Source organism: Mycolicibacter algericus DSM 45454 (genome assembly GCF_002086455.1).
GTDB classification, from domain to species: Bacteria; Actinomycetota; Actinomycetes; order Mycobacteriales; family Mycobacteriaceae; genus Mycobacterium; species Mycobacterium algericum.
Genome location: NZ_MVHC01000043.1, coordinates 1 through 21,861, shown reverse-complemented (window position 1 = coordinate 21,861; position 21,861 = coordinate 1). Strand labels below are relative to the sequence as shown.

Below are 21,861 nucleotides of genomic sequence, written 5' to 3'. Positions count from 1 at the left end.
TACTACAGTCAGCACCGAACCCAGAAAGTCACTGAGTTCTCAAACCCGTGAGCGTCCGGAAACGCCGGGGGGATTCAGAACATATTGTTTAGGCGGCTGCGTTCCTTGGTGACGTGATTTCGCCGGTCGTCGCCCGAGGTGGCTGTCCTAAGGTGCACTCCGGAAGCCGCCGTGCGATGTCGCGCAGGTCGCGTGTCGTGACTCGATCCCACTGTGGACCCGGCCGACAGTTTGACCTGCCGGCCACGAAATCGTCGGGCCGACCGAACCCCTCCAGTCCGACCGAGGTGCAGTCGACGGCGTGTAACTCTCCGAGTACGGCGACCGTCGCGCGGCCGTGGTCTTCTCGGGCTGGGAAGCGGTGATGGTCGCCAGGTCGGCCTGATCGCGGACCATTGTGCCTTCGGCGTACTTGACGACGGTTTCGGCACCCTGAAGCCGCATTGGCGGCGTTGACGACCCGCTTGGCGATGCTCCACCGGTGCACTTCGGACGGTCCCTCGTAGATGCGGAGCCCCTATGATTAACGCGCGCGTCGACGTGATGTCAATCTCGTTGTCGGCCACCATCTCCTGCACCACGAACCGCCCCGGGTTCTGTGCACATCATCACTCGGTTATTGGTGTGGAGCCGGTTGCAGCGTCGTAGGCCTGTTCGTATTCGCTCGGCGGCGTGTGTGGCGAGGCGGTGCATGAGCCGGCTGGTATTTGTACCAGCCGACCCACCCGGCGGTGAGCATCTCGACGCCGACCAAGCGGTTCAGTGGGCCGCGTCGAAACGGTGTGTCATCACGGACTGCTTCGTTCTTGTAGAGCCCGATGGTGGTCTCGGCCAGGGAGTTGTCGTAGGCATCGCCAACTGAGCCGATGGAGGCGACCAATCCTGACAGGCGCAGTGTCTCCCGCACCCGAGGCAGTGCGCACCTTCCGCACCTACGCCACGGCGCGAACCTGCCGACTTAGTACCCCAAAACACGACAGAACCCGCAGGTCAACCAACGATCAACCGACGAAATCCTCGGGGGTGCCCAAACTCGAGTCGTGGGGCCGCACGGCGGAGCCATTGACAACATGGCAGTGAACTGTCATCTTTGATCAAATTTCCAATGCGCCAAAGGAGGCGTAGCTGTGACAGATCTCAAGGGCAGTGGTCTAGTAAACGAAGCCGAACCCCCTGCCGCCGGGCAGGCACAGATCAAAACCATTCGCCCGGTGCTGCTTTGGTCGACGGTCGGCGCGATCTGTGTCGTTGCGGCCGCCGCCATTTATATCTCGTGGATCGTGTCCGGAAACGCCACGCCGGTCGATCCGGGGCCCGACCCGATCCCTGGAGGAACCCGGCTCGCAATGCTGGCCTTCCAGATCGTGTGCCCCCTCTTCGCGGTGATCACAATCATCTACGTTGTGCGCAAGAGCCTTCGTGAGCGCCAACTGTGCGTCGAGGCAGCGATCGTGATCGGGTCGGCGATCGCGTGGTGGCACGATCCGCTGATCAACTGGTTCCAACCCGTGCTGTTCTACAACGCCGCGATGGTCAACTTCGGCAACTGGACGGAGAACATCCCGGGCTGGCTCAGTCCGGACGGACGGCTGATGGCCGAGCCGGTACTGATGATCGGCATGGTGTACATCTGGATGCCACTGGCCATGGGTAAGGTCGCGTTTTTCGGTATGACTCGCGCTCGGCGTCGTTGGCCGACCCTGGGGCCGGTCCGGACGTTCTGCTGCGGGTGGCTGGCCGTATTCGTCCTCGAGTTCCCGCTGGAAATCACGGCAGTGCACCACGGACTGGTTGGCTACCCGGCGACGATCCCAGGCCTGACGTTGTGGGCAGGTCAGACCGTTCAGGTGCCTTTCTACGGCCCGGTGCTGTGGTCTCTGGTGCTGTGTTCGAGCGGCGCATTGATGTTTTTCCGCAACAGGCGCGGTCAGATCCGAGTCGAGAGTGGTGTGGAGACTCTCCGTTCGGCGGGGCCGGCAACCAAGTCTGTGCTGCGGGTGTTGGCAGTCACCGGATACTTGCATGTCATGGCGATCGGTGGCTACGACGTGCCGATCAACATCGCTGGGCTTTACGCTGGCCCGACGGACACTTACCCGACCTACATGCGCACGCAGTTCTGCGGGCCGGACACGCCACGGCCCTGCCCGGACGGCACCAGGTTCGACGATCCGTAGCGACGACTACTTGAGGGCCGCGGGAAGTGCAGCGAACTCCTGTCGCACCAAATCCTCGAGTGGACGACTCGGAGTCGACAACCATTGGTTCAGCGCGCGCTCGATAAGTAGCATCCCAACCGACGCCAGCAGTCGGCATTCGTCGTCGGGTGCCGCCAGTCGACGACGCGTGGCGATCGCCTTGGCGACGGTTTCGGCGTTGGCTTCGTGATTCCGGCGTTCGCGGCCCAGTAACACCAGCGATGAGGCGACCGCCTCGTGGTACTGGGCGATTCGCTTACGGATCCGCTTCAGTCCAGGTGCCAGCAGCGCGAAGGAGTTGGCCATCGCCTCGAAGTCGGACAGTTCGTCCGGTTGTGCCAGGTAGACACCGCTGGCGGCATTGATGAAATCGTATTCGCCGAAGAACAGCACCGACTCCTTGGTGGGGAAATACCGGAAGAAGGTTCGCGCAGAGACGCCCGCGCTCTCCGCGATCTCATCGGTGGTAGTTTGGTCATAACCGTTTGCGCTGAACAGGTTCAGCGCAGCATCGAGGAGAGCCATCCGGATTCGGTCGGCATGTTCGCCTCGCGGCGATCGGTCGCCACGCGCCATCGTCATCCTCCTGGTGACTGTTCAGGTTGGCCCTGACATTACAACGACCTGGCACCCGGGCCCCTCGTTGACACTGGTTGACCGATAGACGGCAGTGAACAACCGTGGCAGTCCACTGCCATATTCGGGTTTCGGAATCGCCGAGGGGTGGCACAGCGGATCTGCCCAGACCTATCTAACCGAACACATATCCGAGCGGCGCGGCAACGCCTCCGGCAACGACATGCTCACCCACCTGATGCAGGGCACCGGAGACGGCGGCATGAGCGACAACGAGATCCTCGGCTTGTGCTGGCCGGACCCGACACCGTCACCGCGGCGGTCAGCTTCTCGTTAGCGAAGCTGGCGGCGGAGACTGAGGTGCGGCAACGCATCAGCGCGGACTTCTCGCTGACCCGAGATTTGTCGAAGACACGCTGCGGGTCGATGGGCCGGTGCCCTCTCGTGCCACGGGGGTGACAACCAGGAAGTCGAGGTGGCTGGCAGGCTAGTGCCGAAAGGCACCACGGTAGCGCTGAGCTACGGTGGTGCCGACCGGGATCCGTCTCGATATGCGGACGCCGACGAAGTCCATCTGGACAGAAAGGGCGCTGCACTTCGCGTTTGGCCTCGGGCCGCACCGGTGCCTGGGCTCGCCCTTGCCCGGCTGGAGTTGCGGCTCACCTTGGAGGCCGCGGCGCGCGCGGATTCCCGAGTACTCCCTCGCGAACGGGACTGAACCGGAGGTGCGCTGGCCCACCAGGACGATGGGCCAGCAGCCCGTCCCGCTGAACATCAAGCCGGCATAGCGACTGCGGGCGGGCGGACGCCGCTCAGTCCACCTTGGGGACGACCTCCTCTGCCACCCACTGCATGTGGTCGAGGTAGGCGTTGAAATCGTTCAACGGTGGCGGATTGACCCAAGTGTCGGTGACTCCGAGTTCGGCGAGCTTGTTGCAGTTGTCGATCACCTGTTGCGCGCTTTGGCCGAACTGCGCGTTCGGGTCATCGACGATGGTGTGCTCCTGGCCGACGGACAGCATCGCGAGACTGTAGAACACCGAGAACGGCCGGTCGTTGAAACCCTGCTGGGACCGCAGATAGTCCAACTTAGCGGGCAACTCTTCGGGCTTGGTCAGCCACGGCGCCCACCCGTCGCCGAAGCGTGCTGCGCGGCGCAGCACGGGTTCGGCGTCTCCGCCCATCCACACAAGGGGGTGCGGTTTACGAATCGGTTTGGGTCCGAATGCCACGTCGTTGAATTTGACGAATTCACCGTCGAAGCTCGGAGAGTCGCTGTGCCATAGCTCGAACATCGCCGCCAGGCACTCGTCGGCCAATCGGCCCCGTTTGTTGAATGGGACACCGATGGCGTCGAACTCCTCCTTGAGCCAGCCGACACCGACGGTGACCTGTGCCCGGCCGCCGCTGAACCAATCTAGGGTCGCGATGGATTTGGCGGCGACTACGGGATGGTGTAGAGGCAGGATCGTCACCATCGAGCCGACGGTGATCGTCGACGTCGCCCCCGCAACGAAAGCCTGAGCCGTGGTGGCGTCGAAGTAGTGGTTCCCTGACAACTCGACGTGCTCGGTGGGCGTCAGGAAATGTTCGGGCAAAAACACCATCGAGTAGCCCAACTGCTCCGCGGAATGAGCGACGCGGGCAATGTCGTGGCCGGTGAGGCTGTGCTCCCACGGCTGAGTGATCGCCGCGACGTTCATACAGTTCGGCAGGTAAACAGTGAATCGCATTAGATGCCTTTCCGATTCGGAGGTCTAGTGCCCGCCCGGCGAATCCTGGGTCGATGGCATGAGCTACCGTGACCCGCAACACTATGGCAGTTCACTGTCAGCAGTCAACCACCCCGGCGCGGCCGGGCCCGGCTCGGTGAATTCGGTAGCGCGGAACAGCGCCCGGTGCCACAATCAGGTAAGGATAGCAGTCGACTGTCACACGAGAACTTTGGAGAAGTATTGGACGGCGTCGATGCGCCGTTGACTGACCCGATTTCGGGGCAGCAGCGGTCGGCACCCTCAACGGAAAAAACTAGTGCGCTGTCCAGTGGTGACGTCGTTCGGGTAAACGGGACAACAGGTGAGGTAACTATGCTGAAACGAAGTGGGGGCCGGAGACTATGACATCAACACATGACCTGTCGTCCGGCCTGCCGGTTGAGCGGGAAGAGACCGTGCGTGCACGTCCGGCAGAGCCTGGGTGGACCGAGAACCTTCTATTCACACCGTACGATCCGGACAACGATATCGGGATGTGGCTGCACCTCGGCACGGTCGCCGACATGTGGGAGATGTGGGAAGACCGGGTTCTCATCGCCCTGCCCGAGGAGCAGGGTGTGCTCAGCATGTGGGCCTACCATCGCACCGCGCCCGCCCGCCAGCCCGCGGGCGCCAACCTGGCATTCCGCTGTGAACGGCCATTCTCGAAGTGGCACATCACCTTTGACGGTTTCTGTCTGCGGTCGTCCTACCAGGAGATGCGTACCGGCCTACTCGCCGACGGGCCCAAGAGCCACGTTCGACTCGACCTTGAAGTGAACTGCCTGACACCGGTGTGGGATGCCGAGGCCGGGCCGGCCACGGCATCCGGTGCCGGGATGGCCGAACAGAGCTGGGCCCGCGAGCACTACGAACAGTTGGTTTCGGTAACCGGAGATGTCGTCATCGACGGTGAAAGCTTCCGGTTCGACGGCGGGGGGTGGCGTGACCACTCCCGGGGACCGCGGGGGGCCGACACCTTGGCCGATTGGGGCGGCCACGTCATTGCCGGGGGAGTGATGCCCAGCGGCCGCGGCTTCGGGCTGTGCCGCTATTGGGCACGTGATGGGCGAACCACGCTTGAGGGTGCCTATGTCGTATCGGATGGCGTACTGCGGCACGTGCAGCTGGACCGGACCCCGCCGGCCGCGGTGCTCGCCCGCGACGGCGAAACCTTCACGTTCGCCTTCGACGGGGGCCAGTCGGTGTCCGGCACGATTCGCTCGTCGCTGTGGTTGTCGATGGCTGACGGACTGCCCTACGGTGTGTTGGAGCCCGCGCGTGCATACACCGTCAGTTGGGCACAAGTGCGGTGGGGCGACGAGACCGGGCACATCTACATCGAGCGATCCGGCCTGGCCTAGCAGGGGTTTTCTTTCTCACCGTTCACCCGTGAACCACCCATTTGGGTTTCGGGGTCTGCTGCGCTCGTGCACATTCGGTTACAGGTGGCCAGCGGTTGAGTGGCTGGTTGCTGACCATAGTAGTTGGCTTGTGCTCTATGGGTGGGACTGGCCAAGGTGGTGCATGAGCCGGGTGGTGTTGTACCACTCGGCCAGTCGGGGGAACCCAACCTGCATGCCGGGATGCTTCATTCCCTTCATCGGGTGGTCATCTCCCTGAGGTCCACTCGGTGATGACGTGGTCGACTGTGGTGAGGCGCCCAAGCAAACTGATGGAGTTGTCCAGGACTTGTTCGGCATAACTGGCCGGGGTTCCGCCGACCGCGTCGCGAGGCACGACGAGGCGAAAGCCGCTCTGCGTGATGTGAGCGGCAGTGGCGGGAAGCGCCAGATTCAACGACACCCCGGCCAGCACGATGGTTGTCACACCCAGGTTGCCCATCACCGGGAGCAACTCCGTTCCGAAAGTGGGGAAAAGACCGTGGTGGCGGGGCAACACGAAGTCGGTTGGCGCTAGCAGGTCGGGCACCACCTGAGTGGGGTTCGTCCCGGGGCTCCATCCGGCCGTGGCCGATGAGAGCATCCGCCATAGTTGTGCCGTGCCGGTTTGTGATCCCCCGAGGGCGCCCTCGTAGGTGGCGTGGACCACGCGGACACCGGCCGTGCGTGCCGCATCGAGTAACCGTTCTAGGACGGCGACGAGCTCGGGGTTGTCGGAGGCGAGGCCTGGAAATACCGGGTCGATGCCCAAGACGCCGTTCTGGCATTCGACGCATAACACGGCGGTCGCTGCAGGGTCTTCGGTGGTGAGACGCGATGGGGACATGTCGGGACGGACTCCTCGGTGTTCAAGGGGGAAGGGGATATTCAGCGGTGACTGTCGTCGGCAACTGGCCCACTGCGCTTGTCGAAAAAAGGGCAGGCGGTCAGCGGCCTTCGCTGCGGGGTGGGCCTCGGTTGCATCGTGCGGAGTCGGGCGGTCGAGTCCATGACAGAACGAACGCCCAGGGTCCGTGCGAGTGCCGTTCTTAGGATCTGACTACTGGTCATCGCTGGGCGACTCCACCGGTCTCCTTCCCGCCGCAATCATGCGAGTCACCCGGTGACACCCGTCACCGACCGTAGATGCTTTCCCGCAATGGCAGTCCACTGTCATTGCGGCAGAGCAGTGCTACTCACCGCGGTTTCGCCGGTAACGGGGATGCGCTGCGGGATAGGGTCATCGAACTGCCGTCCGGTCGTAGGGGGGATCGTGGCCATGGGTTGCAGCCGGTCGCAAGGTTCTGGCCATCGGTAGCGGTGGCGCCGATGCCAACGGCGAGGTCTGGCGTCAGCGCAGTAGCGCGCCGGTGCCAAGGTCGGAGTAGGCCTCGGCGAAGCGGCCGAGCACTGCCGCCACGATCGCCTCGGAGTACATCTGGTCGGGTGTGATCGCCCACATGCAGAAGCCCCACGCCGGGCTGCGTCGGTAGGCGGTCCACATCTGCTCGCGGTCGGGCACCGCAACGCCCGCATCGCGTAGGCGCCCGCGGTAGTTGTCGAGCAGCTCACGTTCGTGGGTGCGTCGAAGATCGGGCGGCAGCGCGCCGATCAACGCGTAGCCGACGTCGTGTGCCCACGACCCGCGCCGCACTAGTTGCCAGTCGAGGACGCCCATCCGCCCATCGGGCAGTGCGTAGGTGTTGCGCGGGTGTGGGTCGCCGTGCAGCAGGGTCATCGGCTCGCCGGCTGAGCCGGCGGTGTGTTCCTGCAGCGCCCAGAACGCCGCTTCCATTGACTTCGCAGTCTCGCCGGTGGCCTCTAGTAGAGCCTTCTTGTAGGGCAGTTCAAGGAACGCCTCGATGATGCCGAAGCCGTTGGTGCGCAGGAATTCCGCAAACTTGCCGGTGATGGGATGGTTCAGCCAGGACAGGTCCCCGTCGTCGCGCAGACGCGGGCTGTCCCAAAACCGCGCGTGGACCCGGCTCAATGTCGCCAGGAGCTCGTCGACCTGCTCGACGGACAATCCGGCAACCGCGTCAGGAACCTCCGCGCCGCGTAGCGTGATGTCCTCGGCGAGGATGAGGAACTGCGACGGGCCGTCGAGGTGTTCGGCGAAAAAGGTCGTTATGGTCTCGACGTCCAGATCGGGTCGAAGATCTCGGTAGAAGCGGGTCTCGTCGTCGAGCAGGACCGTGCCGCCACCACCCTGAGACAACGCGCCGTCGATGGCTGGTGGCAGATCGTGGACCGTGGCGAGCTGGGTCTTCACGAACAGGTGGCGGGGCAGCGCGGTGTCTGGATCGGCGTAGTCGACGTCCAGATGCAGATGTGAAGTCGTGCCCTGCCAGGTCCGATTCAACCTCGCGGCCGTCACGATCACGTCCGGATCGTGACGACGGAGCAGCGTGGTGAGGATGTCCGGCGTGAGATCGTCGGCAGAGCTCAACGTGACCGGCAGGGTAATGGACATGGCCGAACTCCTCGTCATCTAGACATGATTTGACAGTTGACTGTCACATTAGCAGTAAGCGCAGGGGAGTGCGGTCCGATTCGTCGAAGATCAGGGGCGGAACAACCAATCATGAGCGATCTTCTAGCCGGGATCGCATCGGGCATGAGCGACCATCCACGGCCGTGACCTCGCCGCCCGCGTTCGAGGAAGCGGCCCTCGTCGACCTCTTGCGGCGAAACCACCGGGACTTTCCTATTGCGACGAAGGCGCAAGGCGGGCCCCGTTGGTCAGCCCCAGTCGGGAGTGATCGTTAGGTGCCCGGTCACAGCGCCCACCTGAGCGTCGCGCTGCCGACGGCTCGCAAGGCGCCTTTTCGTTCGCCGCCGATCGCCGCCAGCCGAGAAGCGCTCAGGCAGTGACCGATCGAGCGGGGCGGAACAGCGGAATCCAGATTCGGCTGTCATCGTTACCAGGCAGCGCGGTCCAGTCCTCGAAAAATACCTCGACGGGCATGCCGACCCTGACATCCTCCATGGGCACGCCCACCACGTTGGTGATGAGCCGGATGTCGGGTTCATCGTTCAACTCAACGATCGCCACGACGTAGGGTGGCTCGAAACCGGGAATCCAGTTCTGCCGGTTGACCGTATAGGCCGCAACGGTCGCCCTTCCCGACACGGGCTCCGGGGCAACGTCGGTGCTGCGGCACCGCCAACACGCCGGCCCCGGCGGATGGAAGAAATGCATACAAGCGTGGCACCGGCTGATCAGCAGTTCGCCACGCTGGCCTCCGGTCCAGAATGCGTGTGACTCGGCCGTGGGGCTTGGTGCCAACCTCAGCTGTGGCCGTTGATAGTCGGTGTCAACTGTCATGAAAACGCCTCTCGCACAGGGGTCCGTCCGCTCATCGGGCCAGCGACCGGCCGATGACCAGCCGTTGTATTTGGTTGGTGCCCTCGAAGATCTGGGTGATCTTGGCCTCGCGCATGTACCGCTCGACGCGGTAGTCGCGGGTGTATCCGTAGCCACCAAATACTTGGACGGCGTCGGTGGTCACTTTCATGGCGGCGTCGGTGGCGACGAGCTTGGCCACCGACGCGTTGCGCGAGTACGGGAGTCCCGCGTCGCGCCGGCGAGCCGCGTCAAGGTAGGTGGCGCGGGCGGAGTCGACTGCAGCAGCCATGTCCGCCAAGAGGAACGTGAGCCCCTGATGATCGATGATCTTGCGGCCGAATGTTGTCCGCTCCTGCGCGTAGGAGACCGCTTCGTCGAGCGCGGCCTGCGCCACTCCGACGGCGACCGCAGCGATACCCAGGCGTCCTGAATCGAGTGCACTGAACGCGATCTGCAGGCCCTGACCCTCGGTGCCGATACGGCGCTGCGCCGTCACGAATGCGTCGTCGTAGTGTGCCGTCGTAGTTGGCACGGCGTGCAAACCCATCTTTTCCTCCGGCTTGCCGAAGGTCAGCCCCTTGGTGTCCTTGTCCACCAGGAAGCACGAAATTCCTTGTCCACCCTCGCTGGTACGGGCAAACAGGCTGTAGAAATCGGCGATACCACCGTGGGTGATCCAGGCCTTCGCGCCGTTGATGCGGTATCCACCGTCGACGGCGGTGGCCTTGCAGGACAGTGCCGCCGCATCGGACCCAGCCTGCGGTTCGGACAGGCTGTAGGCCCCGATCGTTTGGCCGCCCAGCATCGCGGGCAGCCATTTAGTCTGCTGCTCGTGAGTGCCGAACGCGATCAACGGGTGGCACGACAGCACGTGGACGCTGACCGCCACCGCGACCGCCGCCCAGCGGGCCGCCAGTTCTTCAAGTACCTGTAGGTAGACCTCGTAGGGCTGGCCACCTCCACCCCACTCCTCGGGGTGCGGAAGCGTCAGCAACCCGGTCCCTCCCAGCGTCGCGAAGACCCCTTCGGGATAGGTCTCGGCCCGTTCGTGCTCGTCGACGATGGGACTGAGTACCTTGTCGGCGACGTCGGCGGCGAGCTGAACCAGTTCGTGCGCTTCGGATGTCGGCAGCAGTCGGTCGACGCTCACGCCGCACGCTCCTGCCACTCGCAGCCGGTCAGCTCCGCGGACAGCTCCCACAGTCGCCGTGCGCTGTCGGGGTCGACGGCTTTGTCCGCCAGTTTCGTCGGCTTCGGTCTTCCCCACTGGTGCATCAGGCCGCGCGGGGAGAGGTAGGTGCCATTGGGCAGCGTCGTGGTGATCGCTTGAATGGTCGAGCGGGCCCCGTCGGCGGGGCTCTGCGCGATATACGGCGAAATCAGCCGGCCCGCCCACCGCACGACAGCCGACCCGTCCGCGAAGAGCGCCGTGTTCGTCATCCCGGGGTCGGTGGCGTACGCAGTCGTGCCGCGGGCGACCAACGCCCGCACGAACAGCAGGTTCGCCAACTTGGACTCGCCGTACGCCGCCCAGCGGTTGTAGCTGCGATGGTGGAAGTTGAGGTCGTCGAAGCGAATCCGCGCAATGGCATAGGCGGTGCTGGCCACCGAGATCACACGGTCACGGATCCGGTCGCCGAGCAGACACGTCAGGGCGAAGTGACCGAGATGATTGGTGCCCATGTGCGCCTCGAAGCCGTCGACCGTCCGCATCAGCGGCAGTCCCAACACACCCGCGTTGTTGACCAGCACGTCAACGGCATCGACGGTGGCGGCGAACGTGCGTACGCTCGCGAGATCAGCCAGATCGAGCTCGCGTACCTCGACGTCCCCGCGCATCGTCGCCGCTGCCTTGTAGCCCTTCGACAGGCTCCGGCAGCCGATCACGACCTGGTGGCCCGCGGCGGCCAGTGCGCTCGCAGTCGCCCTGCCTACGCCGCTGTTTCCGCCGGTGACGATGATCCGCACGCTACTCAGCCTCCATCGCGCCGTTGTCTGCCAAAACAGTAAACCATTTATCGCTTTGACGACAACGGAGCCGGGCTCGAATGCTGAGAACACCGACGCCAGATCCTCGACTTGGCTCCACCACGCACGAATGGCAGACAACGGGCGCGGCCGCCCGGACATCACGGCCGCAACGACCGTTACGTCGCGCTGCCGATAGGGATCGGTGCTACCCGATTCCAGCACACGTCTTCGCACAGCAGGGCATGCCCGGTGTAGGACACCGGCTTGTTGAGGACTGCGTAGGCCCCGTCGGCGTAGACGTCCGGCTTGCGGGCGCGGCCTCTTGCCTCCGAACATGGTCTTTCCAACCAGCGACATCGTCGTCCGCCTGCCGCTGTGACGGCGGCGATAAGTCGTCAGCGTGGTCGGGGCGCCCGGATAGCCTAAAGCGCTAAATCGTTATCGCATTAGTGGGCTGCTGGGCTACCTTAACTGCGGTGATCAACAAGAGGTGAGCCATTGATCCGAATCCTGATTGCGATGCCGGCGACGAACTGGAGCACCCGCAGAGTGGTGGTGTCGGGGTTCTCCGACGCGCAGGTGCGTGCTTGGGGCTACCGGTCCGGATGGGGCCTTCGCGAGTGCGAAACCCGGGTCGTTGCTCGAGTCCATACGACAGGCAGTGTGTCGACGCTGAAAGAGTTGAGCGGATCGTTGCCGTCCGCTCCGACCGTGGTGGTGGATGCATCGGTCAGCGGCACCGCCGGCCACGTCGCGTGCGGGTGGGAGGCTGACGGGGCTGATCGGCGGTCTGGCCGACGCGGTCGAGCGGGTCATACCAGTGCCGGGGGCCTACGCCGGCACGGTCATCGCGACTGGAGAGCTATGTGCATACCGATCCCGGTACCGTTGCCTCTAGGAAGGACCCATCAGCACGTATGACCACATCATCGCCGGGGCCGGCCGGCAAGATTCGGCGTGCCGATTTGCCGCGCGAGCCGATTTCAAGACGGTGGACGGCTGGGGAAGGGCGCGATTTCGGCGCGACGGGTTCGAATGCGCCCGAACCTATCCGCGCCCTCGATCAGCGGTGTCAACGCCATGAGACTCCGTGCGGGCAAGGCACGGTGGTGTGGCGTTCGTGGGGTTCGGGACGACCGCTGCTGCTTCTGCACGGGTCGCACGGATCATGGATGCACTGGGTGCACAACATCGCCGCCCTCGCGGGCAGTCACCAAGTATTGGTCCCAGACATGCCTGGCTACGGGGAGTCCGCGGCGCCAGCAGATGTGGAAAGTCCGGAGAGTCACGCCGAAGCGCTCGCCGTGGGATTGTGGCGGCTGCTGCCCAGGCGCGTGCCCGTCGATGTCGTCGGCTTCTCGCTTGGGGCGCTGATCGGGGCGCATCTGGCCTGGCTTGCGCCGCAACTTATTCGGCGTCTGGTGATCGTCGATGCCGGCGGCCTGAACACGCCGATGCCGATGGTGCACCTCCAGCTCAAGTCCCTGCGAGGCCTCCAAGGGGAGCAACTCCTGTCGGCACGGCGCCACAACCTTCACACGATGATGATTCACGATCCCGAACGCATCGATGATGTTGCGCTGTGGATCGACGCGAATACCCCGCGCCCGCGTACCCGTGTGCACTACAAGGTGATTCCCGACAAGCTACTCCTTGCGCTACGCCGGCTGCCAATACAGGTCGACGCCATATGGGGCGCGAACGATCGCCCACACCCGGACCCTGAAGCAAACGCCGCAGCCCTTCGTCAGATCCAGCCCGGCGCCGAGTTGCGTACGGTGCCGCGAGCCGGGCATTGGTCGATGTTTGAAGGCGCCGTCGACTTCAACCGTCACCTGATCGAACTATTGGCAATGCCCCTACGCGCCTCGGCGAAGGACGATGAATAAGCACCCGATTCCCATCACCGCAACATCGTCGATCCGCTGAAAGTGACGCCGCTCCCGCGCGGCAGAGGCTGTCGATCAGTGCATCATGCGGGACGGGCACGTTGGGGAATGGGGTCTATCTCGTTAACGGTGTTTCCGGCGGTTTCCATCAGTAGGTTTCGGCTGCCGGGAATCGGTCACCGAACGTGATGGCAAACGCATTGAGCGCTGGCTTCCACCGCATCATCCATCGTGTCCTCACGAAGAACACGTCCTCCCTCCGTGGAACGGCAGCTGCAGAGGCGGCAACCGGCCACCCGCCGTCCCGCAGGAGAGTTACGGCCACCGCAGAAGTGATCGCCGCAGCAGGGTGACCATCAGTGCTGCCGTGCGTTGGTCATCGTCGGGGCTGTCTGCGGCGGTCGGTTCCGTCATCCGGCCCAGTATCGCCAGGAAGACCGCCGCTGCCACCTGTTGGTTCATGCCCGTCGGCAAGCCTGCGTTGGCGAGCAGTACGCCGACCGTGTGGTGGATGGCGCCAATCCCGTGCTCGACCTCCGCGGCCGAAAGCTGCTCTGCAACAGTGCCGTCGAGCCACGCTCGGATCACACCGCGGTAGCCGCGGTGAAATCGGAGGTAATCGAGCATCCACTTCGACAGTGCTTCGGCATCGGTTATCCCGGAAAGCGTTGCGGCAAACTCTTCGATCTCGGTAACGGCGAGACGGGTCAGTTCGGCGAGGATCTTGTCCTTGGTGCTGAAATACCGATAGAGGGTGGCTCGGCTGACCTGGGCGCCCGCGGCGATATCTTCCATTCCCACTGCGTAATATCCGTGTTCGGCGAACAGCGTCGAGCTCACCGACAACACCTCTAGCATGATCGGCGACAGGGCACTCTGGGCGGTAGCGCCCGCCGCCGGCGCCTCCAGCGCAACGGCGACCGATGTGGTTGCCGCCTGGCGGCCGGACTGCGTAGCGATGGAGCGCAGCACATCTGCCGGGGTATCGGGAAACAGCATCAGCTGCATGGCGATGGTCAGCGATGCCGACACCACATCGCGGGTAGGCAGCGGGATCATCGTCCGATGCCGGTAGAGGTGCACCATGTGCGGGATCCGTCCCAGCGCTGCCGCCGCATCGTCGGGGTCCAGTCCCCGCAAGGAGGTGGCCCGCAGCCGGTCGGTGATCATGTGATGGAATTGCGCGGCTGCCGGGCTGATGTCGACGATCGATAGCCCGGCGGCCGTGCCGATACCGGGAAATTCCGCGAATACCGCGGCGTGCCTGTCGTAGATATCGGCCCACTCGATCAGCCACCGATGCAAAGCGTCGGCCCCGGCGGGGGTCGGACCTAAATCGCCGATCCGATCGGCGTGGTCGAGGGCGTCGTGCTCGGCCATGGCACTCAGCTCCCCAAAGATCTCCTCCTTGCCCGCGAAGTACTGGTAGACCGTCGCGCGGGAAGCGTTGGCGGCCTTGGCGATGGCGTCCAGGGAAGTGCCGTGAAAGCCGCTGACGAGGAATGTCTCGGCGGCGCAGGCGATAATCCGCTCCCGGGTGTGCAGCCCGCGGCGCCCGACACCGACGTTCGTTGTCGGGGCGTAACCGCTGCGGCGTGTCCGTTCCGGTGGTGATGTCGCCATATCGCAAGTATCCGGGTGGCCCGAAGCCGCCGCTGACCCGGTGCTCATGGGTCCGGCGGTGGTCCGGGCAGGTTGCGCCTGGCCTTGCCCGGATAGCCGAAGAACCTCTCGAAGTTCCTGTCGTTGATGGGTTGCGCCCTGTTGCGGGCTGCGGCCGATCGCAGCATCTCAAGGCGTGCGCTGGCCTTGTCGAGTTCGTCGCCGGGCCCGGTCTGCTGCAGTCGGTCGACCTCCTCCGCCGCCGCGTTGATTTCGAGGCGCAGCCGTTCGCCGGCTTCACCGAAGGTCAGCAGGTCGTGGTCGTCTTCGTCGATCTTTCCTCGCTCGTGGTGGCCCGCGGGCTGGCCGATGGGGTTCATGTCGTGCCTTTCAGTACTAGACGACTGTGGTGTGCATCATATAGCCTGTGAGACGAAACGTCAGAAAACAAGACTTCACGTCAGAAATCAAAGGAGCGTCATGCCGCTTCAGGATCACCATCAGATTGTGTCGGTCGACGACCACTTGGTTGAGCACCCACGGGTATGGCAGGACCGACTGCCGGAGAAATATCGCGAACAGGGCCCGCGGATCGTCGAGGAAAACGGCATGCATCTGTGGCATTACGACGGTGGGGTATTCCCGACCATCGGCCTCAACGCCGTCGCGGGCAAGCCGCCGCAGGAGTGGGGGATGGACCCGGTTCGCTATGAGGACATGATCCCGGGTTGTTATGACCCGGTGGCTCGCGTGGCCGATATGGATCTCGACGGTGTGCAGTCGGCGCTATGCTTCCCGTCGTTCCCCGGGTTCGGCGGCGGTACGTTTTTCCGTGCAGCGGACAAGGACTTGGCGCTGTTGTGCGTGAAGGCATGGAATGACTTTTACATCGACGAATGGTGCGCTACCGCCCCGGAGCGCTATATTCCGCTGGCGATCTTGCCGGTGTGGGATATCGATGCCTGTGTGGCTGAGGCCGAACGTGTGGCAGCGAAGGGGGCGCGCACGATCTCTTTCCCGGACAGCCCGGTGCCACTGGGGCTCCCGTCATTCCACTCCGACCACTGGGATCGCTTGTGGCATGTATGTTCTGACACCAAGATGCCGGTGTCGCTACACTTCGGCTCGGGATCTTATGTGCCTGGGTTCTCGTTCTCGTCCGTCAAACCCATCCCGGGTCAGATCACCGTTCCCGATGCCCCGTTCGCGGTCGCGACCGCATTGTTTTCGACGAATCTGATGTGGTCTACGGTGGATCTGTTGTTGTCGGGTAAATTGCAGCAATTCCCGGAGCTGCAGATCTCGTTGGCCGAGGGCGGAATCGGTTGGGTGCCTTACATCCTGGAACGCACCGACTACGTGTGGGAGCGGCACCGCTACTACCAGAAAATCGATTTCGACACCCGCCCGTCAGATCTGTTCCGCAAGCATTTCTGGGGCTGCTTCATCGACGACGAGCACGGACTGAAGAACCGGCACAGCATCGGCATCGATCGCATTATGCTGGAGGTCGACTTCCCGCACTCCGATTCCAACTGGCCCAACAGCCGTAAGCGGGCCGCCGAAGTCCTGGCCGAGGTCCCCGACGACGAGTGCTCCCTGATCGTCGAGGAAAACGCCCGCCGGATGCTCAACTTCCCGCGGGTCTCCACCGACGATCGGCAGCTGGCCGCCGTTTAGCACTGTCGAGGACGAGGCTTAAGGTCGGTTACTGCGCGTGGCCGGCCTTAGCCTCGTCTGCACGCGTCAGGGCTGCGTACAACAAGTGGCCGCGACCGCAAGGCCACTCCGGCGCCAACGCGTGAACACGGCGCCCTTTCCGATGTGTCGTCAAGTGCAAGTTGACATGTCGTCAGATTTCGGCTGAGGAGACAATATGCATCTCCACGACGTCGGCGCCAACGGTGACGGCGCTGAATTGGCAAATCTGCGCGATCTCGGTGGCCTACAGGTCGCTGGTGGCGGCCGGACCCGGCATGGTGTGCTGTACCGCAGTGATGCGCCCTATCGGGTGGACCGCACACCGGTAACAATGCCGCTCTGGCCGCCGTCACTGGTCATCGATCTGCGTTCGGATGACGAGACGCCGGAACCGCATCCATGGCAAGAGGCGTCGGAAATCCTGCGGTTGCCGCTGCTCAGATCTGCGGCGGTGGTGACCGAAGCAGCCGTCAGCAACGTAGTCAGAGACGACTATCTCGAGGGTGTGTACCGCGATGTACTCGATTCGGGCGCGGAAGCACTCGCATCGGTGATCTCCCATGCCGCCACTGCGGACGGTCCCGTTCTCATCCACTGCGCTGCGGGCAAGGACCGGACCGGCCTCGCAGCTGCCGTGCTGCTCCTAGCCGCCGGAGTGTCCGCTGATCAAGTGGTTGCTGACTATGTCGCTACCGGTGCCAACATGGGGCGATTGCTCAACCGGCTCCGCCGGCTCGGAATACTGCTCCCTGAGGCGCCACCTCCTCCGGCGGCGGCCCTGGCCGCGCCCGAGCACTTGATCGCGATGGTCATCGAGAAGTTGACTGGGCAACCGGACGGGATCGTGGGATGGGCTCGTCGTCACGGGGTCGGAACTGACGCCGTTGAGCGGTGGCGGTCCAAATTCATAGTTCCCGTTGCCGCTGATCCCCAATGAGTCCGCGTTGGCATTGGCAAGCCATCGATTTTCATCGACATCCCGCAAGATCGTGCATCTGGCGGGTTGATATATCTCGAGACCGGGGCCCCGCCATCGTTGACATGAGGCTTGAACCGTCCCGGTTTTGATGCCGGCTTCATGGTGCGATGTTCATCGCGCTCATGGCGTTTGAGTACCACTCCTTGGTGACCGCCTACTTCAGTCTCGCCGGCGTGCACCTGTCCCACGTCTGGGTCGGAACGGCGGTGTTGGCGTTCCCGCTCGCTCGTACGCGACGCATGCAGCTCAGGTGAGACGCGGTGAACACTTCTGCCGATCCAGGCCAGCGTTCCATCGTTGAATTGCGGTACCGCACCACCGACCGAAGTATCCCAGCCGTCGCGAAAACGTCCGGAGCTGCGCCTGTCCATGAAATCGGCTGCAAACGACGACGAGACCCGGTAGCACCAGGTCCCGACGATGGCGATGAACATGATCCAAAATACGTCGTCGAGGGCCTGGGTGACGTCGCGCTCTAGCCGGGACCGAGCGGCGGCACGTACCCGACTATCTACGCACCCAGTACTGCAAACACCCCGCGGTCCTGCCCCGAAGCGTCTGTTCGACGGTCCGTCGCTACTTCAGCACCGCGGGCAGCGCGGCGAATTCCTGGCGGATCAGGTCGTCGAGTCCCCGGCCCGGCGTCGCCAACCACCGGTTGAGGGCACGCACGACGAGCAGCATGCCAATCGAGGCCAGCAGGCGGCACTCGTCGTCGGGTGTTGGAAGCTGTCGCCGCTCGGCGATCGCCTTCGCCACGGTTTCGGTATTTGCCTCGTGGTTCCGGCGTTCGCGGCCCAACAGCACCAGCGATGACGCCACCGCCTCGTGATACTGCGCGATCCTCTTGCGAATGCGCTTGAGGCCGGGCGCAAGCAGCGCGAACGAGCTCGCCATCGCCTCCAAATCGGACAGGCTATCGGGTTGTGCGAGGTACACCCCGCTGACGGCGTCGATGAAGTCGTACTCACCGAAGAAGAGCACCGATTCCTTGGTGGGGAAGTAGCGGAAGAAAGTCCGAGGCGAAACGCCTGCGCACTCGGCGATCTGATCCGTCGTGGTATCGTCATATCCGTTGGCGCTGAACAGGTTTAGAGCCGCTTCCAACAGCGCATTGCGGGTTCGATCCGCATGCTCATCTCTTGGTGAACGGTCTCCTCGTACCATTCGCCACCTCCTCGACCGTGTCTGGCCCCTATAGCGTCGGCCGGCACCGCCCAGCCGTTGACACTCGTTGCCTCACCGACCATACTTTGCCATATATGACAGTGCCCTGTCATAGTGTCGAAAGTCGCACGAGACACCTCTAGAGAGGATTCTGACCACATGACCGAGCTCGACGTGACCAGAACCCTCAACATCAACGACTTACCGTTTCCCCAGGACCGTACCCGCGCGTGGCGCGAACTGCGCGAGGCGGGCGAGGCAGTGGGTTCGGGCGAGGAGGTCGTGCTCACCAGCGCAGCCGCCGTCGAGTTCGCCGCCAAGAAACCCGAAACATTCTCGTCGGCAAGGGCGTTCGACCGTCTCGGCAGTCCCGTGCCGCTGATTCCTATCGCAATCGATCCACCTGATCACACTCGATTTCGCCGCATTCTGGACCCGTTTTTCAGTCCACGTAGGATGGCCGAGCGCGAGCCCGAGTTGCGTAGGCAGGCAGGGGAGCTGATCGACGCCATAGTCGCGAAGGGCGGCCAGTGTGACCTGATGCCCACGCTGGCCACGCCGTTTCCCACTCAGGTGTTCCTCACCCTATTCGGGCTGCCCATGGCCGATCGGGACCGTTTGGTGCGGTGGAAAGACGCGATCCTACAGTTCACCGATCCCAGCAGTGCCGAGGCGACGCCGGAGGTCATGGCCCACGCGCTGGAGCTCTTCACCTACCTGACCGAGCATATTGCGACGCGACGCACCGACCCGTCGGGTAGCGACATGCTCAGCCAGTTGATGCAGCAGGACGGCGAAGACGGCGCCCTGACAGACAACGAAATCCTGGGCGTCTGCTTCATGTTCGTTCTGGCCGGCTTGGACACGGTCACCTCGGCGACGGGCTTCGCACTGGCGAAGCTGGCCGGCGACGCTGACCTACGCCAGCGGATCGCGGGCGACTTCTCCCTGATCCCGGCATTCATCGAAGACATTCTGCGCGTCGACGGCCCCGTTCCGTTCGCTCCGCGAGTCACGACCGAAGAGGTCGAGATTGCGGGCCGAGTCATGCCGAAGGGCACAACGGTAATGCTTAGTTATGGCAGTGCAAACCGGGATCCGAGTCGCTACCAGGACGCCGACAGCGTTCACCTGGATACCAAGTCGGTGCACTTCGCGTTTGGACGAGGACCGCACCGTTGTCTGGGTTCCCATCTAGCGCGGCTCGAACTTCGACTCATTCTCGAGGAATGGCACAAGCGCATCCCCGAATACAAATTTGTCGACGGCAAGCTGCCGCAGTTGCCCTGGCCCGCCGGGACCCTGGGCTTTCTCTCGGTACCGCTGGATATCACACCGATGTAAGACCTTCGTACCGCCCGGTGGCCTTCGGGCGCGTTGCTCGTCAACAGACCTCGGGGATTAGACCGCCACCGCGAGGTAATGCAGTCCAACCGCCACGGCATGCGCTCGAGGGTGACCATCACAGTCAAGAGGCTGTCAGGTCTTCGTGAAAGCGTGACGTTGGCGCACCACGCGTGTCAGAATCTGCAGGGACAGTGACAGACCACTGTCATCAATGGCTCAGGAGGATAATGTCCAACGACGGGGCGCCCACAGTTATGACCGACCCGACTCGGGGAATCAGCGATCCCGGGCGGATGTGGACGTTGACCAATGTTGGTGAAGCGACCCCGGACATCCTGTCTCCGTTGTGCTGGTCACTCTGGGGCGGCGGGGTCGAACTCGCTTCTCGCGAGGGCATCTACGACTTCGGCGTACTGCCACGATCGGCACTGGTGGTACCGGATGACCCGAATCAGTGGGCGACGGCGTGCTTCTACGGGAGGCAGGCGATGAACGTCGATCGCGCGCGTGAGCTCGCCGGGCTGCTGCCCGGCTCAAACGGTGACGACTTCGAACGCGACTTGTTGGGTTCAGTACGGGCCGACGCCAAGCCCACCAAGAGTGACCCCAGCCGAATCCCGTTTGTCGCGGTGAAGGCGCCACTGGCAGTGTTAAGGCAGCGCTGGGCGCCCCAACGCGCCCACGATGAGCAGATGTCATGGTGGCGCGCCGCGGTGCTCCCGGGTGAACCTGACGACGCCAGAGGGCTGCTAGCCGACTCGGTTCACCGCTTCGCTTCCGTCATGCGCGTACACATCCGCACTCGGATGATCCTGAATACGCTTCGCGCTCAGGTCGAGTCGGTCGCCGGTCGGCTTGGTCGTGCCGATCTGGTGCCGACGTTGCTCGCCGGGTACGGGGGTGTCATCGAGACCCAACTCGCCGATGACGTCTGGTCGGTTGGACAGGATCGGCTCTCGATCGCGGAGTTCATTCAGCGGCATGGATTTCACGGTCCGAACGAGGGCAACGTCACCGGCCAGTCGTGGAGGGAGGATCCTCAGACAGTCGTTCGGATAGCGGCGGTCCATGCGGCCAGGCCGGAAGCCGAACGACCTCGAGTACGGGCGAACCGCGCGGTGGAGGCCCGGGACAAGGCGGAGTCCGAACTACTGGCCGGGATGCCTGTGCTCCGCCGGCAGGTATTCCGGCGAGTGCTGCAGTTCACCGGAGCCCAGGTGCGCTCACTGGAACTGACCAAAGCCGGATTCCTCACTGCAGTGGACGGTTGTCGAGCCGCCGCAGGAAGTTTGGGCAGGCAGCTCGTTGCGGCAGGCAAACTGGATGCACCTGACGACACGTTCTACCTGACCACCGATGAGCTGCTGGGGCCGCTGCCGGACAACGCGCGTGAGCTGGTCGCCTTCCGCAGGCAACGCCGCGAAGAGTATCGGGCACTGGAGATTCCGCTCATCTTCACCGGGATGCCCGAACCCGTCGCTGTCGACCAAAACGCATCGCTGCACGAACAGAGCGTGCGCGGAACGCCTGCCGGACCCGGTGTCGTCGAGGGCATCGTCCGGGTGGTGCTCGACGCGGACACCGACGATGTCCTCGAGGACGGCGAGGTGCTGGTGTGCAAGTTCGTCGATCCTGGGTGGACGGCACTCGTGTCACTCGCGGGGGCACTGGTCACCGATATCGGCAGCGCCGCCAGCCACGGCGCGATCGTGGCGCGTGAACTCGGCATCACTTGTGTGGTCGGGACGGGAAACGGCACCAAGGTGCTACGCACCGGGGATGTGGTGCGGGTGGACGGCTCGACCGGTGAGGTCGCGGTGTTGGTACGGGCGGTCGGATAGGTAGGGGCAAGGGATGAGCAACCGAGACGGAGCCTGTCACGAATTCTGTGTAAGTCAGAGATGATTTGACTACGAGTTGTAGTCTAGCACAACGGGATTCGACCG

General features: G+C 63.8%; 18 protein-coding genes and 2 pseudogenes. 8 read left to right on the top strand and 12 right to left on the bottom strand.

The annotated features are described in order from the left end of the window. Positions 1–608: 608 nt before the first annotated feature. Positions 609–910 (bottom strand): annotated as a pseudogene (locus BST10_RS24370) (hypothetical protein); the annotation flags it as partial. Positions 911–1,127: 217 nt separating this feature from the next. Between BST10_RS24370 and BST10_RS20885 the strand changes: the two are divergent. Further along, positions 1,128–2,177 (top strand): spirocyclase AveC family protein, encoded by a 1,050-nt coding sequence (locus tag BST10_RS20885; protein WP_163762298.1) that lies wholly within the window; start codon positions 1,128–1,130, stop codon positions 2,175–2,177. 6 nt (positions 2,178–2,183) lie between these two features. Here BST10_RS20885 and BST10_RS20880 read toward each other — a convergent pair whose 3' ends face one another. Continuing rightward, positions 2,184–2,723 carry a TetR family transcriptional regulator gene (locus tag BST10_RS20880; protein ID WP_235673554.1) on the bottom strand — a complete coding sequence of 180 codons (540 nt, stop codon included), beginning with the start codon at positions 2,721–2,723 and terminating at the stop codon, positions 2,184–2,186. Positions 2,724–2,868: 145 nt separating this feature from the next. On the opposite strand from BST10_RS20880, the gene BST10_RS20875 reads away from it, so the two are divergent. Continuing rightward, positions 2,869–3,111, top strand: coding sequence for a hypothetical protein (locus BST10_RS20875; RefSeq protein ID WP_083040453.1), 243 nt, complete (start codon positions 2,869–2,871; stop codon positions 3,109–3,111). 475 nt (positions 3,112–3,586) lie between these two features. On the opposite strand, the gene BST10_RS20865 is transcribed toward BST10_RS20875, so the two are convergent. Beyond that, positions 3,587–4,507 carry a TIGR03619 family F420-dependent LLM class oxidoreductase gene (locus BST10_RS20865; protein ID WP_083040448.1) on the bottom strand — a complete coding sequence of 307 codons (921 nt, stop codon included), beginning with the start codon at positions 4,505–4,507 and terminating at the stop codon, positions 3,587–3,589. Positions 4,508–5,022: 515 nt separating this feature from the next. Here BST10_RS20865 and BST10_RS20860 point away from each other — a divergent pair. After that, positions 5,023–5,892, top strand: coding sequence for a 6-phosphofructokinase (locus tag BST10_RS20860; RefSeq protein WP_235673555.1), 870 nt, complete (start codon positions 5,023–5,025; stop codon positions 5,890–5,892). Positions 5,893–6,139: 247 nt separating this feature from the next. Here BST10_RS20860 and BST10_RS20855 read toward each other — a convergent pair whose 3' ends face one another. From BST10_RS20855 to BST10_RS22770, 6 genes and pseudogenes are all read right to left on the bottom strand, one after another. Then, positions 6,140–6,757 (bottom strand): isochorismatase family protein, encoded by a 618-nt coding sequence (locus BST10_RS20855; RefSeq protein ID WP_083040445.1) that lies wholly within the window; start codon positions 6,755–6,757, stop codon positions 6,140–6,142. A 504-nt stretch (positions 6,758–7,261) separates the two neighbouring features. Next, positions 7,262–8,383, bottom strand: coding sequence for a phosphotransferase (locus BST10_RS20850; protein WP_083040444.1), 1,122 nt, complete (start codon positions 8,381–8,383; stop codon positions 7,262–7,264). Positions 8,384–8,773: 390 nt separating this feature from the next. Continuing rightward, positions 8,774–9,238 (bottom strand): Zn-ribbon domain-containing OB-fold protein, encoded by a 465-nt coding sequence (locus tag BST10_RS20845; RefSeq protein ID WP_083040443.1) that lies wholly within the window; start codon positions 9,236–9,238, stop codon positions 8,774–8,776. Between the two features lie 31 nt (positions 9,239–9,269). Further along, positions 9,270–10,409, bottom strand: coding sequence for an acyl-CoA dehydrogenase family protein (locus BST10_RS20840; RefSeq protein ID WP_083040442.1), 1,140 nt, complete (start codon positions 10,407–10,409; stop codon positions 9,270–9,272). Next, on the bottom strand, positions 10,406–11,227 hold the full coding sequence (locus tag BST10_RS20835; RefSeq protein WP_083040441.1) for an SDR family NAD(P)-dependent oxidoreductase: 822 nt from the start codon (positions 11,225–11,227) through the stop codon (positions 10,406–10,408). Before BST10_RS20835 ends, BST10_RS20840 begins: the two co-directional genes overlap by 4 nt. A 201-nt stretch (positions 11,228–11,428) precedes the next feature. Further along, positions 11,429–11,559: pseudogene (locus BST10_RS22770) on the bottom strand (SDR family oxidoreductase); the annotation flags it as partial. A gap of 588 nt (positions 11,560–12,147) precedes the next feature. Between BST10_RS22770 and BST10_RS20830 the strand changes: the two are divergent. Then, complete coding sequence (locus tag BST10_RS20830; RefSeq protein ID WP_083040440.1) at positions 12,148–13,119, top strand: alpha/beta fold hydrolase; 972 nt, start codon at positions 12,148–12,150, stop codon at positions 13,117–13,119. Between the two features lie 315 nt (positions 13,120–13,434). Here the strand turns inward: BST10_RS20830 and BST10_RS20825 are convergent, their stop codons facing one another. Continuing rightward, a complete protein-coding gene (locus tag BST10_RS20825) occupies positions 13,435–14,742 on the bottom strand; it encodes a TetR/AcrR family transcriptional regulator (protein ID WP_083040439.1) in 1,308 nt (435 codons plus the stop codon). Positions 14,743–14,786: 44 nt separating this feature from the next. Beyond that, the gene (locus tag BST10_RS20820) at positions 14,787–15,101 is read right to left on the bottom strand and encodes an acyl-CoA synthetase (protein WP_083040437.1); all 315 of its coding nucleotides are present in this window, start codon (positions 15,099–15,101) and stop codon (positions 14,787–14,789) included. A gap of 100 nt (positions 15,102–15,201) precedes the next feature. On the opposite strand from BST10_RS20820, the gene BST10_RS20815 reads away from it, so the two are divergent. Together BST10_RS20815 and BST10_RS20810 are read left to right on the top strand one after the other, a co-directional pair. Further along, a complete protein-coding gene (locus BST10_RS20815) occupies positions 15,202–16,401 on the top strand; it encodes an amidohydrolase family protein (protein WP_083040435.1) in 1,200 nt (399 codons plus the stop codon). A 196-nt stretch (positions 16,402–16,597) separates the two neighbouring features. After that, positions 16,598–17,359 carry a tyrosine-protein phosphatase gene (locus tag BST10_RS20810; protein ID WP_083040433.1) on the top strand — a complete coding sequence of 254 codons (762 nt, stop codon included), beginning with the start codon at positions 16,598–16,600 and terminating at the stop codon, positions 17,357–17,359. 618 nt (positions 17,360–17,977) lie between these two features. Here the strand turns inward: BST10_RS20810 and BST10_RS20805 are convergent. Continuing rightward, on the bottom strand, positions 17,978–18,568 hold the full coding sequence (locus tag BST10_RS20805) for a TetR family transcriptional regulator (protein WP_083040431.1): 591 nt from the start codon (positions 18,566–18,568) through the stop codon (positions 17,978–17,980). A gap of 159 nt (positions 18,569–18,727) precedes the next feature. On the opposite strand from BST10_RS20805, the gene BST10_RS20800 reads away from it, so the two are divergent. Together BST10_RS20800 and BST10_RS20795 are read left to right on the top strand one after the other, a co-directional pair. Beyond that, positions 18,728–19,912, top strand: coding sequence for a cytochrome P450 (locus tag BST10_RS20800; protein ID WP_083040429.1), 1,185 nt, complete (start codon positions 18,728–18,730; stop codon positions 19,910–19,912). A gap of 257 nt (positions 19,913–20,169) precedes the next feature. Next, entirely contained in the window at positions 20,170–21,756 is a 1,587-nt protein-coding gene (locus tag BST10_RS20795) for a PEP-utilizing enzyme (RefSeq protein ID WP_235673556.1), read from the top strand. The last annotated feature ends 105 nt before the right edge of the window (positions 21,757–21,861 follow it).